At 58.7% G+C, this 17442-nt stretch carries 14 protein-coding genes; 10 read left to right on the plus strand and 4 right to left on the minus strand.

Annotated elements, in window-relative coordinates; genetic code table 11:
* Nucleotides 1-301: 301 nt before the first annotated feature.
* A complete protein-coding gene (locus tag D8779_RS15350; RefSeq protein WP_167492587.1) occupies nt 302-1696 on the plus strand; it encodes a KAP family P-loop NTPase fold protein in 1395 nt (464 codons plus the stop codon).
* Between the two features lie 70 nt (nt 1697-1766).
* On the opposite strand, the gene D8779_RS15355 is transcribed toward D8779_RS15350, so the two are convergent.
* The 3 genes from D8779_RS15355 to aptA all read right to left on the minus strand — a co-directional run bounded on the left by D8779_RS15355 (nt 1767) and on the right by aptA (nt 5954).
* Entirely contained in the window at nt 1767-2549 is a 783-nt protein-coding gene (locus D8779_RS15355; protein WP_136665362.1) for a gamma-glutamyl-gamma-aminobutyrate hydrolase family protein, read from the minus strand.
* Between the two features lie 444 nt (nt 2550-2993).
* Nucleotides 2994-4490 (minus strand): CoA-acylating methylmalonate-semialdehyde dehydrogenase, encoded by a 1497-nt coding sequence (locus tag D8779_RS15360; protein WP_136665363.1) that lies wholly within the window; start codon nt 4488-4490, stop codon nt 2994-2996.
* Between the two features lie 117 nt (nt 4491-4607).
* The gene (gene aptA, locus D8779_RS15365; protein WP_136665364.1) at nt 4608-5954 is read right to left on the minus strand and encodes an omega-aminotransferase AptA; all 1347 of its coding nucleotides are present in this window, start codon (nt 5952-5954) and stop codon (nt 4608-4610) included.
* A gap of 202 nt (nt 5955-6156) precedes the next feature.
* Between aptA and D8779_RS15370 the strand changes: the two genes are divergently transcribed.
* The 9 genes from D8779_RS15370 to D8779_RS15410 all read left to right on the plus strand — a co-directional run bounded on the left by D8779_RS15370 (nt 6157) and on the right by D8779_RS15410 (nt 16640).
* Nucleotides 6157-7074 (plus strand): LysR family transcriptional regulator, encoded by a 918-nt coding sequence (locus D8779_RS15370; RefSeq protein WP_136665365.1) that lies wholly within the window; start codon nt 6157-6159, stop codon nt 7072-7074.
* 189 nt (nt 7075-7263) lie between these two features.
* A complete protein-coding gene (locus D8779_RS15375; protein WP_136665366.1) occupies nt 7264-7926 on the plus strand; it encodes a TetR/AcrR family transcriptional regulator in 663 nt (220 codons plus the stop codon).
* 265 nt (nt 7927-8191) lie between these two features.
* Entirely contained in the window at nt 8192-8776 is a 585-nt protein-coding gene (locus D8779_RS15380) for an IMPACT family protein (RefSeq protein ID WP_136665367.1), read from the plus strand.
* Nucleotides 8777-9083: 307 nt separating this feature from the next.
* Nucleotides 9084-10658, plus strand: coding sequence for an ABC transporter ATP-binding protein (locus D8779_RS15385; protein ID WP_136665368.1), 1575 nt, complete (start codon nt 9084-9086; stop codon nt 10656-10658).
* Between the two features lie 11 nt (nt 10659-10669).
* On the plus strand, nt 10670-11767 hold the full coding sequence (locus tag D8779_RS15390) for an ABC transporter permease (RefSeq protein WP_136665369.1): 1098 nt from the start codon (nt 10670-10672) through the stop codon (nt 11765-11767).
* Between the two features lie 144 nt (nt 11768-11911).
* Nucleotides 11912-12838, plus strand: coding sequence for an ABC transporter permease (locus D8779_RS15395; protein WP_136665370.1), 927 nt, complete (start codon nt 11912-11914; stop codon nt 12836-12838).
* 328 nt (nt 12839-13166) lie between these two features.
* Entirely contained in the window at nt 13167-14249 is a 1083-nt protein-coding gene (locus tag D8779_RS15400) for a BMP family ABC transporter substrate-binding protein (protein WP_136665371.1), read from the plus strand.
* Nucleotides 14250-14442: 193 nt separating this feature from the next.
* Nucleotides 14443-15408 carry a 2-oxoglutarate and iron-dependent oxygenase domain-containing protein gene (locus D8779_RS15405; protein WP_136665372.1) on the plus strand — a complete coding sequence of 322 codons (966 nt, stop codon included), beginning with the start codon at nt 14443-14445 and terminating at the stop codon, nt 15406-15408.
* A gap of 284 nt (nt 15409-15692) precedes the next feature.
* On the plus strand, nt 15693-16640 hold the full coding sequence (locus D8779_RS15410; protein WP_136665373.1) for an adenosine deaminase: 948 nt from the start codon (nt 15693-15695) through the stop codon (nt 16638-16640).
* Nucleotides 16641-16949: 309 nt separating this feature from the next.
* Here the strand turns inward: D8779_RS15410 and D8779_RS15415 are convergent, their stop codons facing one another.
* A complete protein-coding gene (locus D8779_RS15415) occupies nt 16950-17417 on the minus strand; it encodes a copper chaperone PCu(A)C (protein ID WP_136665374.1) in 468 nt (155 codons plus the stop codon).
* Between the last annotated feature and the right edge of the window lie 25 nt (nt 17418-17442).

Below are 17442 nucleotides of genomic sequence, written 5' to 3' on the forward strand. Positions count from 1 at the left end.
TTTGGGGCGTCTGCCAAAAGTGAGCCGCCGTAAGGGCGGAACCGTTAGACCGGGCAACACATAAGCTTTGAGTGCACACCAACCTCCAGGCACACCCCACGCAAGCATTGGCACCACGTGGCCGTCTTTTCACCGGTATGTGCGAGCAAGGTTATACCCGAGGAATTGGGCGGATGATGCGGGTGCGAACATAAACGTTGGAGAGTGCATAAATGATGATTTTAGATAGCCATTATTTATGAGTATCGCTACGCTCGACTCTACAATTGCAATTATAAAATTAGAAGGCAAGGAGCACACAATGATAACCGAAGAAGAAACTATTTGGCATGACGACTATATGGACAGAAAGAAAAGCAGTGACTTTCTAACCACATACCTGCTAGCAAATTCTCACATAAAAGTACTTAACGTCAACTCACCTTGGGGCTCAGGAAAATCATTTTTTCTATCCCGATGGGCAAAAGAACTCAGCAAAAACCATATATGCATAATTTTTGATTCCTGGGCTAACGACTTCTCCAGCGAACCGCTGATAGCACTGATCACCTGCATTGAACAACAAACTAAAGACGCAACGACATTAAACTCCACAGACGCTGGAAAAACCATAATATCAGCAGGATCAAACTTGATTAAAAAAGCTACTCCCTTGATAGCGAAGGGATTGGTGAAGAAATTTCTCGGCGTAGAAATTGATCAACTACTAGGCGACAATACTTCCGATGAAGTTTCCGACCTCACAGAATCATTGGTAGGTAAATTAATTGAAGAACAATCAAAAACATCAGACAACATCATCGCCTTCAAAGAAGCCGTGTCAGAAACGCTATCTCAAGCTGCAGAAAAAAGAGGCAAAAGCAGCCCGGCTTTTATTTTCATTGACGAATTAGACCGATGCCGGCCCACATATGCAATTGAACTACTTGAAAGAATAAAACACTTTTTTGAGCTGGAAGACTGCCGATTCATAGTTGCATCAGACTCCAAGCAGCTAGCTCACTCTATACGAGCAGTGTACGGAGAACAATTTTACAGCGAGAGATATCTAGCCAGATTTTTCGACTCAGAGTTCCGTTTAGACAACAGAGACACATTCAGAGTAATTTCTGAGAATATGCCGAAAATAGAATCATTAAAACTAGGAGTCAACATATCAGGGAGAATAGAGAGGAATTATCGAAACTCACAAAAAGCAGCATACCCAGACACTCACACTATCACATGCGAAATTGAAGGCTATAGTGAAAACTCACTCATAATCGCAGCCCTATCTAAACTTTTCGACCTAGAGCTACGCGACACTATACGACTTATAAAACAAATAAAAAGCACCAGCGACTTTCTTAACGAAAAAGAATTTAATTTCTTCTGGGTAGCTTTTCTAATTTTTGCAAAATCTTCTAACGAAAAGTTATACCAAGCACTGAACTCAACCGACAACCCAGTTTCCAAAAGTGCAGAAATACTCAAAAACCTACAGCAAGTAACTATATCATTCACATCATCCAACACAACATTAACCGAAATAGCATTATTCTATCTAGAACTAATAAGCTACAATCGAGAGCAAAGACAACGAATGGGAAGCACCATCAACGGCTGGAAGGAAAGCATATATAACTCAGTAATTGATAGAATGCATATTTTTTCAGATTATAGAAACGTAATTGAACTAGCACACAAGCTCGACTAGACCAATACAAAACCAAAAGGCCCGTTATTAGACGGGCCTTTTTATTCACGCTACAAGATCACTACACCAATCAAGCAACCTCCACCGCCCTACTCTTCTCCAACTTCTTCACCTGATACTCCCTCGCCGCCTGATGAAACGCCCCCAGCAGCGCGTTGTAATCCGTCTTCTCCCAATAGCGATACTCAGGATGCCATTGCACGCCAACGGCAAACGCCTTGGCGCCAATCACGCTGACGGCTTCAATCTGCCCATCCTCACACACCGCCTCAACCTGCAAACCTTCACCCAGGCGATCAATGCCCTGGCCATGCAGTGAGTTGACCTTGATCTGCCGCTCACCCAGCAGTGTGTGCAGCACGCCGCCTTCGCTCAGGTTCACGTCATGGATCGGGCCGTAGGCCACATCGTCCGGTACGTCCTTCACCTCACGGTGATCGAGCCGGCCAGGCACGTTGTGCACTTCGCGGTGCAGGGTGCCGCCGTACAGCACGTTGAGTTCCTGCACGCCCCGGCAGATGCCAAGAAAGGGAATGCCACGTTCGATACAGGCGCGCATCAGCCGTAACACAGTGGCGTCGCGCGGTTTGTCTGCAAGGCCCAAGCCTGGGTGATCGTCGCCATAGGTGCTGGGGTGCACGTTGGACAGCGAGCCACCGAACATGATGCCGCTGACGCTATCGAGCACGGTGTCCATGTCCAGGTCATCGCCAAAAGCCGGAATCATCAGCGGAAAGGCACCGAAGCCGGTGACGGCGCTGATGTACTTCTCGCCCACCAGATGAAACCAGCCGATATCACGGTCGGTCAGCTGCCAGCGGCATAACGGTAAGCCAATCATGGGTTTGTTCATTGCAAGGAGTCCTCTTCATAGATAGTTGAAGTGGGCTGCCCTTGGGAGAGCGGGCTTACGGGTCACGCTAATCGTGAACCCGCTCACCCAAGGGGTGCCGTAACCGGCCAGGCCGGACACTGCACCAACGCCGCGCCCGCGCGGCTGGTTTGTTGCGTAAAGCGGTGCTGCTTGATGGGTATCGCTGCGCTCAACCCATCCTACGTACTGCAGGCTCTTGTGGGAGCGGCTTTAGCCGCGATGTGTGGGTGTGGCTGTTATCGCGGCTGAAGCCGCTCCCACAAAATGCATCCGCCGAGGGCATTGGTCGCGAACAGCTCGCGGCTACGACTGCATGGATGCAGGAGGTAGAGCGAAGCAGGATGCCAGAGCCGAAAGCCCCTCCCACGGGTAATACACATCTAAAAAAGGGGCTGCTCTTGCGACCAGCCCCTTGGCAGCTACTTAGTTATTACTCGGGAAGGCAAACTGCGCCGCTTCATGCGAGGCGCGTTGTGGCCAGCGCTGGGTAACGGCTTTTTTGCGGGTGTAGAAGCGCACACCGTCTGGGCCGTAAGCATGCAGGTCGCCGAACAGCGAGCGCTTCCAGCCGCCGAAGCTGTGGTAGCTAACCGGTACGGGCAGCGGCACGTTGACGCCGACCATGCCGACTTCGATTTCGTCGCAGAACAGGTGTGCCGCTTCGCCGTCGCGGGTGAAGATGCAGGTGCCGTTGCCGTACTCGTGGTCGTTGATCAGTTGCATAGCGGCTTCAAGGCTGCCGACGCGAACGATGCACAGCACGGGGCCGAAGATTTCATCGGTGTAGATGGTCATCTCAGGCGTGACTCTGTCGAACAGGGTGCCGCCGACGAAGTAGCCGTTTTCGTTGCCGGAAACCACCAGATCACGGCCGTCGACTACCAGGCTTGCGCCTTGGGCAACACCGGCATCGATATAACCTTTGACCTTGTCACGCGCGACAGCGGTAACCAGTGGGCCCATATCGAGGCCGCAGTTGGTGCCGGCACCGATTTTCAGTGCTTTGATTTGCGGGGTGAGCTTCTCGATCAGCGCATCGGCAATCTGGTCGCCCACGCATACGGCGACCGAGATGGCCATGCAGCGCTCGCCGCAGGAACCGTAGGCCGCGCCCATCAGTGCGCTGACGGCGTTGTCCAAGTCGGCATCGGGCATCAGCACGGCGTGGTTCTTCGCGCCGCCCAAAGCCTGTACGCGCTTACCGCGCTTGGTGCCTTCGCTGTAGATGTATTCGGCAATCGGCGTGGAGCCGACAAAGCTCAGGGCTTTGACTTCTGGCGCTTCGATCAGCGCATCCACCGCTTCTTTGTCGCCGTGCACCACGTTGAGTACGCCTTTAGGCAGGCCGGCCTCTTGCAGCAGTTGGGCGATGTACAGGGTGGAGCTTGGGTCACGCTCGGACGGCTTCAAGATAAAGCAGTTGCCGCAGACGATGGCCAGCGGGTACATCCACAGCGGCACCATGGCCGGGAAGTTGAACGGGGTGATGCCCGCGACCACGCCAATAGGCTGCAGGTCGCTCCAGGCGTCGATGTTCGGGCCGACATTGCGGCTGTATTCACCCTTGAGGATCTGCGGTGCGCCACAGGCGAATTCGACGTTTTCGATGCCGCGCTTAAGTTCGCCGGCAGCGTCTTCCAAGGTTTTACCGTGTTCTTCACTGATCAGCTTGGAGATGGCCGCTTCGTGATCTTCGAGCAGCTGCTTGAAGCGAAACATCACCTGAGCGCGCTTGGCGGGCGGGGTTTTACGCCAGGCCGGGAAGGCGCTCTTGGCCGAGTCGATGGCCTGCTGCATGGTGGCGCGGTCGGCCAGGGCAACTTGCTTGCTGACTTGGCCGGTGGACGGGTTGAACACGTCTGCAGTGCGGCCGGTGCCGGCGGTCATTTCGCCGTGGATCAGGTGATTAACGAGGGTCATAAAAACTCCATTAGCAAATTCTGCAAGGCGGTTTGGCCGCCAGAGGGTTCTGTCGTGGGAGGGGCTTCAGCCGCGACATTGCAACGTCGCGGCTGAAGCCCCTCCCACAAAAAGGGATCAATCCAGGCTGTTCAGCACATCACCGACGGCGTTGAACACGGAGTCCAGCTGCTCAGGTTTGGTGTTGAAGGTTGGCCCGAACTGCAGGGTGTCGCCGCCGAAGCGTACGTAGAAGCCGGCCTTCCACAAGGCCATGCCGGCCTCGAACGGACGGATAACCGGATCGCCGTCACGCGGGGTAATCTGCAGCGCACCAGCCAGGCCGCAGTTGCGGATATCGACGATGTGCTTGCTGCCTTTGAGGCCGTGCAATTTCTCTTCAAAAATCGGCGCTAGAGCAGCCGATTGCTCGATCAGGTTGTCGCGTTTGAGCAGCTCCAGGGTTGCCAGGCCAGCGGCGCAAGCCACCGGGTGGCCCGAGTAGGTGTAACCATGGCCGAACTCGACCATGTGCTCAGGGATCGCCTGGTTCATAAAGGTGTTGTATATCTCGCTGGAAGCGATGACTGCGCCCATCGGAATCGCGCCGTTGGTGACCTGTTTGGCGGTGTTCATGATGTCCGGCGTCACGCCGAAGTACTCGGCACCGGTCCACTTGCCCATACGGCCATAGGCGGTGATCACTTCGTCGAAGATCAGCAGAATGCTGTGCTGGGTGCAGATCTCGCGCAGACGTTGCAGGTAGCCAACCGGCGGCACCAGCACGCCAGCAGAGCCCGCCATCGGCTCGACGATTACCGCAGCGATGTTAGAGGCGTCATGCAGTTCGATCAGTTTGAGCAGTTCGTTGGCCAGCTCGACGCCGCCCGTCTCGGCCATGCCCTTGGTGTAGGCCAGGTGCGATTGCAGGGTGTGCGGCAGGTGGTCGGCATCCATCATCTGGCCGAACATCTTGCGGTTGCCGCCGATGCCGCCCAGCGAGGTGCCGGCGATGTTTACGCCGTGATAGCCACGGGCGCGGCCGATAAATTTAGTTTTGCTTGGCTGGCCCTTCAAACGCCAGTAAGCCTTGGCCATTTTCACCGAGGTGTCGGCGCACTCGGAGCCGGAGTCGGTGTAGAACACATGATCGAGGCCGGCCGGGGTCAGCTCGGTGATTTTCTCAGCCAGCTGATAGGACAGCGGATGGCCGTACTGAAAGCCTGGCGCGTAATCGAGAGTGCCCAACTGCTTGGCCACGGCCTCCTGAATTTCTTTGCGGTTGTGCCCTGCGCCGCAGGTCCACAGCCCGGACAGGCTGTCGAAGATGCGCCGACCTTTGTCGTCGATAAAGTGGTTACCGTCTGCACCGACAATCAAACGCGGGTCGCGCTTGAAGTTACGGTTAGCGGAAAACGGCATCCAGTGCGCATCCAGCTTGAGCTGGCTGGCCAAGGACGGGACTTCGGTCTGCGGCATGTTCATGATGGCCTCGCGTATGAGCGACTGAGCAATGTAAATACCGTAGGAGGGGCTTTAGCCGCGAGACTCAAACGCTGTCGCGGCTAAAGCCCCTCCTACAAGAAAGCGAATCTGTTGCCAGCAAAGGTGCCACGGGCTTAGAGTCGTGAAAACACGACTCTTCATATCTTTAGTTAACCACTCACTAAACAATGAGCATGAAACAATGAGCGCTCGCCGCCCCGATCCGCTGGCCCAGGTCAGTGACTTTGATATCCGCCTGCTCAAGCTGTTTCGCAGCGTGGTGGAATGCGGCGGTTTTTCCGCCGCGGAAAGCGCCCTGGGCATCGGTCGTTCGGCGATCAGCCAGCAGATGAGCGACCTCGAACAGCGCCTCGGTTTGCGCCTGTGCCAACGCGGTCGCGCCGGTTTTGCCCTGACCGAAGAAGGCCGTGAGGTGTACCAAAGCACCCAACAGTTGCTGGTGGCGCTGGAGAGCTTTCGCACCGAGGTCAACGGCCTGCACCAGCACCTACGCGGCGAGCTGAATATCGGCCTGACCGACAACCTGGTCACGGTGCAGCACATGCGCATCACCAACGCCCTGGCGCGCCTGAAAGAACGCGGCCCGGACGTGCATATCCATATCCGCATGACGCCGCCCAGCGAAGTGGAACAAGGCGTGCTCGACGGCCGCCTGCACATCGGGGTGGTGCCGCAGGTTAGCGCGCTGTCTGGGTTGGACTATCAGCCGCTGTACGACGAGCGCTCACTGCTTTACTGCGCGGTCGGCCACCCGCTGTTCTACGTCGATGACCAGCAACTGGAAGACAGCCGACTGGACAGCCAGGAAGCCATCGCCCCGACCTTCCGCCTGCCGCCCGAGGTGCAGAGCCATTACCAAGCGCTCAATTGCACGGCCAGCGCCTCGGACCGCGAAGGCATGGCTTTTTTGATTCTCACCGGGCGCTATATCGGCTACCTGCCCGACCACTATGCGCAGGCCTGGGTGCAGCAGGGCCGCCTGCGCGTACTCAAACCTGACAGCCGCTTTTATGACGTCAGCCTGGCCTCGGTCACGCGCAAAGGCCGCCGCCCACATCTGGTGCTGGAGAGCTTTCTCGAAGCGCTGGCTGAAGCGTGAAACAAACCTAAGGGCACGGCTTGCTGAAATCCATCAGCCTTGCTGATAGCGCCAAACACGCACAAATACAGTGCAAATCGCCCGCGAAATGGCGCTTACAGCGATTTTTATGACCCTTACCCTTGCCTCCCCGGCAACCCTGGGTTATCAGTGCTGTCGTCCAAAAACCTGACCACTGCGGAACCGTTTATGACTGTTGAAATACACGCACACAGTGTCGACCCGACTGCCAAACCTGCCGGGCGTATTCGGCAGAAAAACGAAGAAGCCATCATCCAGGCCGCCGAAGAAGAATTCGCCAAGCACGGCTTCAAAGGCACCAGCATGAACACCATCGCGCAGAACGTCGGGCTGCCGAAAGCCAACTTGCATTACTACTTCAGCAACAAGCTGGGGTTGTATCAGGCGGTGCTGGTGAACATCCTCGAACTGTGGGACAACACCTTCAACACCCTGACCGTAGACGATGACCCTGCCACTGCGCTGGCCGGCTATATCCGCGCCAAGATGGAATTCTCTCGCCGCCACCCAAAAGCCTCGCGCATCTATGCCATGGAAGTGATCAGCGGCGGCGAGCACCTGTCGCAGATGCTCAATCAGGATTACCAGGCCTGGTTCCGTGGCCGCGCCGCAGTGTTCGAGGCCTGGAGCGCCGCCGGCAAGATGGACCCGGTCGACCCGGTGCACCTGATCTTCCTGCTGTGGGGCAGCACCCAGCACTACGCCGACTTCGCCTCGCAGATCTGCCGCGTCACCGGTCGCTCGCGCCTGGTCAAAGCCGATTACGAAGAAGCGGCAGAGCAACTGACCAGCATCATCCTCAAGGGCTGCGGCCTGACCCCGCCGAAGTAGGGTCTGTTGACGCTTCGTCACGGCCGCGACGGAGCCAGTTTTTGCGCGGAGCTAGGCGCGAGGAGAGAAGTTTGGTTATTCCAAATGAACGACGAGTAACGACGCGCCGCGCAGAAACTGGCCCGTCCCTGCGGGTTGCGCGGCAAATGGTGCCATGCGTCGTTACGGAATTTGACAAGGGAATGACCATTATCTGCGTCCCGTGCCTAGCCTGGCACCATTTGGCGCAGCAACGCGGTTCGCGCCGAAACGTCGACAAACCCTAATGCCCTTCACCCTGCTCGCACCTTGCGACTACCGCGAGGAGATTCGCAAAAGCCGCTTTATCACCCTCGCCGCGCCGGTTACCAGCGCGGCTGAGGCGCAGGCGTTTATCGCCGCGCACAGCGATACCAACGCCAGCCACAACTGCTGGGCCTGGAAGGTCGGCCAGCAGTACCGCTTCAGTGACGACGGTGAACCCGGTGGCACCGCCGGCCGACCGATACTGGCAGCGATTGAGGCGCAGGATATGGATCAGGTGGCGGTACTGGTGATCCGCTGGTACGGCGGCATCCAACTCGGCACCGGCGGCCTGGCTCGCGCCTACGGCGGCAGCGCCAACAAATGCCTGCAAACGGCCGAGCGCCGCGAACTGATTGCCCGCGACCACTACTGCTGCCATTGCCTGTTCGCCGAACTGCCGCTGTTCAAGGCGCGCCTGAGCGAACTGGATTGCCTGCTGCAAGCCGAAAGCTACGACGCAACGGGCGCCGATTTACAGCTGGCCGTACCACCACAACGGGTTGCCGAGCTGCAACGGCTGCTGGCGGATATCAGCCGTGGGCGGATTGAGCTGCAACTGCAATAACCTCTGTCGCGGCTAAAGCCCCTCCCACGGGCACCCACCTGTGGGATAGCTTTAGCCGCAAATGTGGGTGCTCGAAGGTGGGGCTGCTGTGGGAGGGGCTTTAGCCGCGAACTGCCTCCTGCCAGCGCCATGCAATCAGCAATGCACCAAAACGCATCATCCTCTTAAACACTACGCACCACGCTAAAGCCTCCTGCACGCGCCACCTGACATCCACCCCGAGAGCAGCGCAGCCAAACGGCATTTCTGACTCACTGGCCAGCTTTTTGCTTTAACCACGGCAGTTGTCATTTCTGAGCCACTGCCCATGTCCAGTTCCCCCTCTACTCCGCGTTTGCAGCTGAGCGGTATCAGCAAGCGCTACCCCGGCTGCCTGGCCAACGACCGTATCGACCTGAGCATCGCCGCTGGCGAAATCCATGCACTGCTGGGCGAAAACGGTGCGGGTAAAAGCACCTTGATGAAGATCATTTACGGCGTCACCCAACCCGACAGCGGCGAAATCCGCTGGCAGGGCGAAGCCTTGAAGATGCGCGACCCTGCCATGGCACGCAGCCTCGGCGTGGGCATGGTATTCCAGCATTTCTCGCTGTTTGAAACCCTCACCGTGGCCGAGAACATCGCTCTGGCCATGGGTGCCAGCGCGGGCACACCCAAGCAGCTGGAGCCGAAAATTCGTGAGGTGTCGCAGCGTTACGGCATGGCCTTGGAGCCGGGTCGACTGGTACACAGCCTGTCCATCGGCGAGCGCCAGCGAGTGGAGATCGTCCGCTGCCTGATGCAGGACATCAAACTGCTGATCCTCGATGAGCCGACCTCGGTACTCACCCCGCAGGAGGCCGACGAGTTGTTCGTCACCTTGCGCCGCCTGGCCGACGAGGGCTGCAGCATCCTGTTTATCAGCCACAAGCTCGGTGAAGTACGCGCGCTGTGTCAGAGCGCCACGGTGCTGCGTGGCGGCAAAGTGTCCGGCCATTGCGTGCCGAGTGAGTGCTCGGATCTGCAATTGGCGCGGCTGATGGTCGGCGACGCCGAGGGACTGGAGAGCAGCTACCCAAAAGCCGCCGGCGGCCTTACACGCCTGCGTGTGGATGATCTCAGCTGGGACAACATTGACCCGTTCGGCAGCGACCTGCACAACCTGCGTTTGGAAGTGCGCAGCGGCGAAATCGTCGGTATCGCCGGCGTCGCCGGTAATGGTCAGGATGAGTTACTCGCCCTGCTCAGCGGCGAAACCCTTCTGCCGCGCAACGAGCATGCGCGTATCAGCCTCGATCAAAAACCCATCGCCCACCTCCACCCGGATGCCCGGCGCAAACTCGGCCTGGCCTTTGTTCCGGCCGAGCGTTTGGGCCACGGCGCCGTGCCGGACATGAGTCTGGCCGATAACGCCCTGCTCACCGCATTTCAGCAAGGGTTGCTGAGTAAGGGGCTGATCCAGCGCAGCAAGGTGCGCGCCCTGGCGGACGAGATCATCCAGCGTTTTGCGGTGAAAACCCCGGATTCCGATGCGCCAGCGCGCAGCTTGTCCGGCGGCAATTTGCAGAAATTCATCCTCGGCCGCGAAATTCTGCAAAACCCGAAACTGCTGGTGGCCGCGCATCCAACCTGGGGCGTGGACGTGGGCGCGGCGGCGGCGATTCACCGCGCGCTGATTGCCCTGCGCGATGGCGGCGCAGCGATTCTGGTGATCTCCGAAGACCTCGACGAACTGTTCCAGATCAGCGATCGCATTGGCGCGCTGTGCAGCGGCAAGCTCTCCGCCTTGGCTGAAACCGCACAAACCTCTCCGGTCGAAGTCGGCCGTTGGATGGCTGGCGAGTTCGCCCCTGCATCCCCTATTACCCGCCCCGCCGCAGCGACCGCTGCCGGCCTGAGCTGACGGAGCGTCACATGCTGTTATCCCTCGAACCGCGCGGCCAGCAATCGCGCGCCATGCTCTGGTTGTCACCGTTGCTCGCCGCCGCACTCACCCTGATCAGCGGCGCACTGTTGTTCACCTTGCTCGGCCATGACCCGCTGGAAACCCTGCACACCTTGCTGATCGCGCCGCTAGCCGACTGGTACGGCGTGTCCGAACTGCTGGTCAAAGCGCTGCCGATTCTGCTGTGCGCCCTTGGCTTGGCGGTGGCGTATCAGGCACGCATCTGGAATATCGGCGCAGAAGGCCAGTTGCTGCTCGGCGCGCTGGCCGGCAGCGCCATGGCGATTCAGATTATCGAATGGGACAGTCGCTGGGCGCTGGTCTGGGTCATCCTGGCGGGCATCGCTGCCGGCGCGGCCTGGGGCGGCCTGACGGCCTGGCTGCGCACCCAGTTCAATGCCAACGAAATCCTCACCAGCATCATGCTCAACTACATCGCCCTGAACCTGCTGCTGTACTTCGTGCACGGCCCGTTGAAAGACCCCGCCGGCTTCAACTTCCCAGAATCAGCAATGTTCGGCGACGCCAGCCGTCTGCCGTTGGTGAGTGAAGATGGTCGCCTGCATGGCGGTCTGTACTTCGCCCTGCTGGCCTTGGTAGCCGTATGGGTGCTGCTGCAAAAGAGCTTTCTTGGCTTCCAGATAAAAGTGCTCGGCCTCGACCGCCGCGCCGCCGGCTTTGTCGGCTTTCGCGAGAAACGCCTGGTGTGGTTCGCCCTGCTGGTCAGTGGCGGGCTGGCAGGCTTGGCCGGGGTTGGCGAAGTGGCTGGGCCGATTGGCCAACTGGTGCCACAGGTGTCGCCCGGCTATGGCTACGCGGCCATTACCGTGGCCTTTCTCGGTCGTCTAAATCCGCTCGGGATTCTGTTCGCCAGCCTGCTGATGGCGCTGCTGTACCTGGGCGGCGAGAACGCGCAGATGACCATGAACTTGCCGCAGGCCATCACCCAACTGTTCCAGGGAATGATGCTGTTCTTCCTGCTCGCCTGCGATGTGCTGATTCTTTACCGGCCACGGTTGAAGCTGAAGTGGTTGCAGCGCACAGCACTCAAGCAAGTGGCTGTTTAAGGCCAAACACTAATCCGTGGGAGGGGCTTTAGCCGCGACTGCTTTTACAGCGATACAGCGTCGCGGCTAAAGCCCCTCCCACAAGTCAGATAACCGACATCATTTTTACCTGCCGCACTTGGCGCGCAGCTTGAGGTTTCAAACATGGATCTCGATCTACTCAGCAATATTTTCTACGCCATGGTGCGCACCGGTACGCCGTTGCTGCTGGTGGCATTGGGCGAACTGATCTGCGAGAAGAGCGGCGTACTCAACCTCGGCCAGGAAGGCATGATGCTGTTCGGCGCGGTGATCGGCTTTATCGTCGCCCTGAGCACCGGCAACCTGTGGCTCGGCGTGCTGCTGGCCATGGCCGCCGGCATGCTGCTGTCGATGCTGTTCGCTGCCGTCGCCCTGGGTTTTAACGCCAACCAAGTAGCCACCGGGCTGGCGCTGACTATTTTTGGCGTCGGCCTGTCGACCTTTGTTGGCGCAGCTTGGGTCGGCAAACCGCTGACTGGCTTCGAACCCATTGCCATTCCGCTGCTCAGTGAAATCCCGCTAATCGGGCGCATGTTGTTCGACCAGGACGTGCTGGTGTACTTGTCCTTCGCCCTGTTCGGCCTGGTGGCTTGGGTGCTGCTGAAAAGCCGTATCGGCTTGATCATCCAGGCAGTCGGCGAAAACCCCGACGCCGCCAGCGCCATGGGCCTGCCGGTGCTGCGCGTACGCACACTAGCAGTGCTGTTCGGTGGCGCCATGGCCGGACTGGCGGGCGGCTACCTGTCGCTGGCTTATACGCCGATGTGGGCGGAAAACATGACCGCCGGCCGCGGCTGGATCGCCCTGGCCTTGGTGGTATTCGCCAGCTGGCGGGTACTGCGCGTACTGCTCGGTGCTTACCTGTTCGGCTTGGCCAGCATCATTCATTTGGTTGCCCAGGGTATCGGCCTGTCGATCCCCTCCAACCTGCTGGCGATGCTGCCGTATGTGGCGACGATTCTGGTGCTGGTACTGCTCTCGCGGGATGCGATCAAAACCCGGCTGTTTGCCCCGGTATCGCTGGGCAAGCCTTGGCAGCCAGGGCACTGAATGTTTTGCCTAGTTCGCGGCTATGACTACATGGATGCAGTAGGTAGAGCGAAGCAGGATGCCGGAGCCGAAAGTCCCTCCCACAGACTAATGTGCACACCGTGGGAGGGGCTTTAGCCGCGAACAAACATCATAAAAGCACGCACCATCTCGCAGCACGGCTTTCACCCAATGCACCAGCACAACACCACCAGCCAACCTCGCCAAAGCAGGTATCCGTGATTTAGCGCGGCTTAACGCGCTAATTGTCCAGTTGGTCAGCTTTTTGCAATCCCTCCGCTAGCTGTTTAACCACAACGCACCCATACACATCGGAGTTCCATCGACCATGCAGAACAAGAGCAAAAACCCCCTGCTGCGCGCCCTCGTCGCCGCCCTTGGTTTCAGCGCCACCTTGGGCGCGTCCGCCGCCGATCCGTTGAAGGTTGGTTTCGTCTATATTGGCCCGATTGGCGACCACGGCTGGACCTACCAGCACGAGCAAGGCCGCCAGGAGCTGATCAAGGAACTCGGCGATAAAGTCGAAACCAGCTATGTGGAGAACGTGCCAGAAGGCGCAGACGCCGAACGCGTGATCCGCAACATGGCCAAGGGCGGCTTTGATCTGATCTTCACCACCTCCTTCGGCTACATGAACCCAACGCTGAAAGTGGCTAAGCAGTTCCCCAAAGTCACCTTCGAGCACGCCACCGGTTACAAGCAGGACAAGAACCTCGGCACCTACCTGTCGCGCTCCTATGAAGGCCGTTATGTCGGCGGTTTCCTCGCGGCGAAAATGACCAAAACCAAGAAGATCGGTTACGTCGCCTCCTTCCCTATCCCGGAAGTGATCCGCGACATCAACGCGATTCAGCTGGCCCTGGACAAGTACAACCCAGGCACCGAAATCAAAGTGGTGTGGGTTAACTCCTGGTTCGATCCAGGCAAGGAATCCGATGCGGCCAACGCACTGATCGACCAGGGCGTGGACGTGGTGTTCCAGCACACCGACAGCCCCGCACCGATCCAGACCGCCGAGCGTCGTGGCGTCTACTCCGTGGGCTACGCCTCGGACATGGCGCATTTCGGGCCGAAAGCCGTGCTCACCTCGATCGTCAACGACTGGGGCCCGCACTACGTCAAATCCACCCAGGCGGTGATCGACGGCAACTGGAAATCCCAGGACTTCTGGGGCGGCCTGGCTGAAGACACCATCAAGTTGCCGATCAGCGACTTGGTGCCGACTGATGTGAAGGCCGAAGCCGAGCAGATTATCGCCGACATCAAGAGCGGCGCCTTCCACCCGTTCACCGGCCCGATCAAGGACCAGAGCGGCGTAGAGAAAATCCCGGCCGGTGTCGCGGCAACTAACGCCGAGCTGGCTTCGATGAACTACTACGTGGAAAACGTAAAGGCTGAACTGCCGAAGTAAACAAAGAATCGCGGCTGAAGCCGCTCCCACAGTGTGGGAGGCGCTTTAGCGGCGATAGTTTTCAGCAATCACCGATGCCGTCCCTGCCCTCAGGCAGAACCGCATCAGAAGGACGATGCCTTAACTGGGCATCGTCCTTTTTCGCTGCCCTGGGTACGAGAAGACTCGCAGCACCGCCCCACCCGGAGCCTTTATGAACAGTCTGCCAATTATCGATATCGCCCCTCTCTACAGCACCGACGAATCTGCCTGGCCCGCCGTGGCCGAGCAAATCGACCGTGCCTGCCGAGAGTGGGGTTTCTTCTACATCACCGGGCACCCGATCAGCCCGACGCGCATTGCCGAGCTGCTGGCGGCCGCCAGAACCTTCTTCGCCCAGCCGTCCGCGGAAAAGCTCAAGATCGACATCACCCAGACTGCCCACCATCGCGGCTACGGGGCGATTGCCACCGAGCAGTTGGACCCAAGCAAACCGAGTGATCTAAAAGAAACCTTCGACATGGGCTTTCACATGCCCGCCGATCACCCGGAAGTGCTGGCCGGTAAGCCGCTGCGTGGCTCCAACCGTCACCCGGACATGCCAGGCTGGACTGAGCTGATGGAGCAGCACTACAACGACATGCAGGCGCTGGCCAACACCCTGCTGCGCGCCATGACCTTGGCCTTGGATATCGAGCGCGACTTCTTCGACACGCGTTTTCATGAGCCGATCAGCGTGCTGCGCATGATCCACTACCCGCCACGCCACACTGCCAGCAGCCCCGAACAAGAAGGCGCCGGTGCGCACACCGATTACGGCTGCATCACCCTGCTCTATCAGGACGACGCCGGCGGCTTACAGGTACGCAGCCGCGATGGCCAGTGGATCGATGCGCCACCGATTACCGGTAGCTTTGTGGTCAATATCGGCGACATGCTCGCGCGCTGGAGCAACGACCGCTACACCTCGACGCCGCACCGGGTCGTCAGTCCGCTGGGGGTTGATCGCTACTCCATGCCGTTCTTCGCCGAGCCACACCCGGACACCGAAATCAGCTGCCTGCCGAACTGCTCGGACGCCGCCAACCCGCCGAAATACCCGTCCGTAACCAGCGCCGAATACCTGTTGTCGCGCTTTGCCGACACCTATGCCTATCGGCGCGAAGAGCAGGTAGTTTGATGCCGTGGGAGGGGCTTTCGGCTCTGGCATCCTGCTTCGCTCTACCTCCTGCATCCATGCAGTCGTAGCCGCGAGCTGTTGACCTATCGCGGCTAAAGCCCCTCCCACAATCCCACAACCCAGCCTGTAGGGTGGATGACGCTTTTTTCATCCACCTCCTGCAACACCACGCAATCCGCTTGGTGGACATAAAAAGCGATGTCCACCCTACATAGGCCGATTCGGCGAAATCTGACCAAGCGGTTAAACTTGTCCGCGATTACGCCTGATAACGAGATCTGACCATGTACGACTGGCTCAACGCCCTGCCCAAAGCCGAACTGCACCTGCACTTGGAAGGCTCACTCGAGCCCGAGCTGCTGTTTGCCTTGGCCGAACGCAACAAAATCGCCCTACCCTGGAACGACGTCGAAGCGCTGCGCAGTGCCTACGCCTTCAACAATCTGCAGGAGTTTCTCGACCTCTACTACGCTGGCGCCAATGTGCTGCGCAGCGAGCAGGACTTCTATGACCTGACCTGGGCCTACCTGCTCAAGTGCAAACAGCAGAACGTTATCCACACCGAACCGTTCTTCGATCCGCAGACCCACACCGACCGTGGCATTCCCTTCGAGGTGGTACTGCGCGGGATCAAACAGGCGCTGGTGGATGGCGAGAAAAAACTCGGCATCAGCCACGGTTTGATTTTGAGCTTTCTGCGCCATCTGCCCGAAGAAGAAGCATTCAAAACCTTGGAGCAGGCCGTGCCGTTCCGCGATGCGTTTATCGCCGTGGGTCTGGACAGTTCGGAAATGGGGCATCCGCCGAGCAAGTTTCAACGGGTGTTCGACAAGGCGCGCAGCGAAGGTTATCTGACCGTGGCCCACGCCGGCGAGGAAGGTCCGCCCGAGTACATCTGGGAAGCCCTAGATCTGCTGAAAATCCAGCGCATCGACCACGGCGTGCGCGCCATCGAAGATGAGCGTCTGATGCAGCGCATCATCGACGAGCAGATCCCGCTGACCGTCTGCCCGCTGTCGAATACCAAACTCTGCGTATTCGACGACATGCGCCAGCACAACATCCTGCAGATGCTTGAACGCGGCGTGAAGGTGACGGTGAACTCGGACGACCCGGCCTACTTTGGCGGCTACGTCACCGAAAACTTCGCCGCGCTGCACGAGAGCCTGGGCATGACCCAGGAGCAGGCTAAGCGCCTGGCGCAGAACAGCCTGGATGCGCGACTGGTCTGAGCCTGACCATCGCCGCTGAAGCGCCTCCCACTGCAGTTATCCCGTGGGAGGGGCTTTAGCCGCGACTGAATGCAGCGCGACTCCGCGTTCCCTCAAGAAATATCCGTCAGCCAACGCGTAACCTGGATTAAGTCCAGGGTCTACGAGACCTGAGTAGGGTGGATAACGCTTTTCTTATCCACCATCGCGAATTGGTGGATGAATAAAGCGTCATCCACCCTACGAGCTGAAGCGCCTCCCACTGCAGTTATCCCGTGGGAGGGGCTTTAGCCGCGACTGGATTTAGCGCGGCCAAAGCACTCAACACGATCAGTGGTGCGCGGCTTCTTGCGCCGGCGCATCCTTCTGCACGGTGATCTCCACCTCAACCGCACCGGCCTTTTCGAAGGTCAGGGTCAGCGGAAAGCGCTCGCCGTCTTTGGCCTGCTGCTTCAGGTTGAACAGCATCACGTGATAACCCATCGGCTCGAATTTCACTTCGCCGCCGGCGGGAATTGCCACGCTTTGCACCTGCTGCATTTTCATCAAGCCATCGGCATGAAGGTGTTCATGCATCTCGGCCTTGCCGGCCACCGGCGTCGCCACGCTCACCAGCCGATCAGCTTCGGCGCCCTTGTTGTGCACCACAAAATAGGCTGCCGCTGTAGGCGCCACCGGCGGCATTTCCCGCGACCAAGGATGCTCGATATGCAACTCACCCGCGCTGTATTCATGGGCGCTGGCAAACAGGCTCGGGCTCAGTAAGGCAGCAATCAGCAGGGTCTTTTTCAACAGCATGGTGTTCCTCCAGTAATGGACTGAC

The sequence above is a fragment of the Pseudomonas leptonychotis genome, from assembly GCF_004920405.1.
Lineage (GTDB): Bacteria > Pseudomonadota > Gammaproteobacteria > Pseudomonadales > Pseudomonadaceae > Aquipseudomonas > Aquipseudomonas leptonychotis.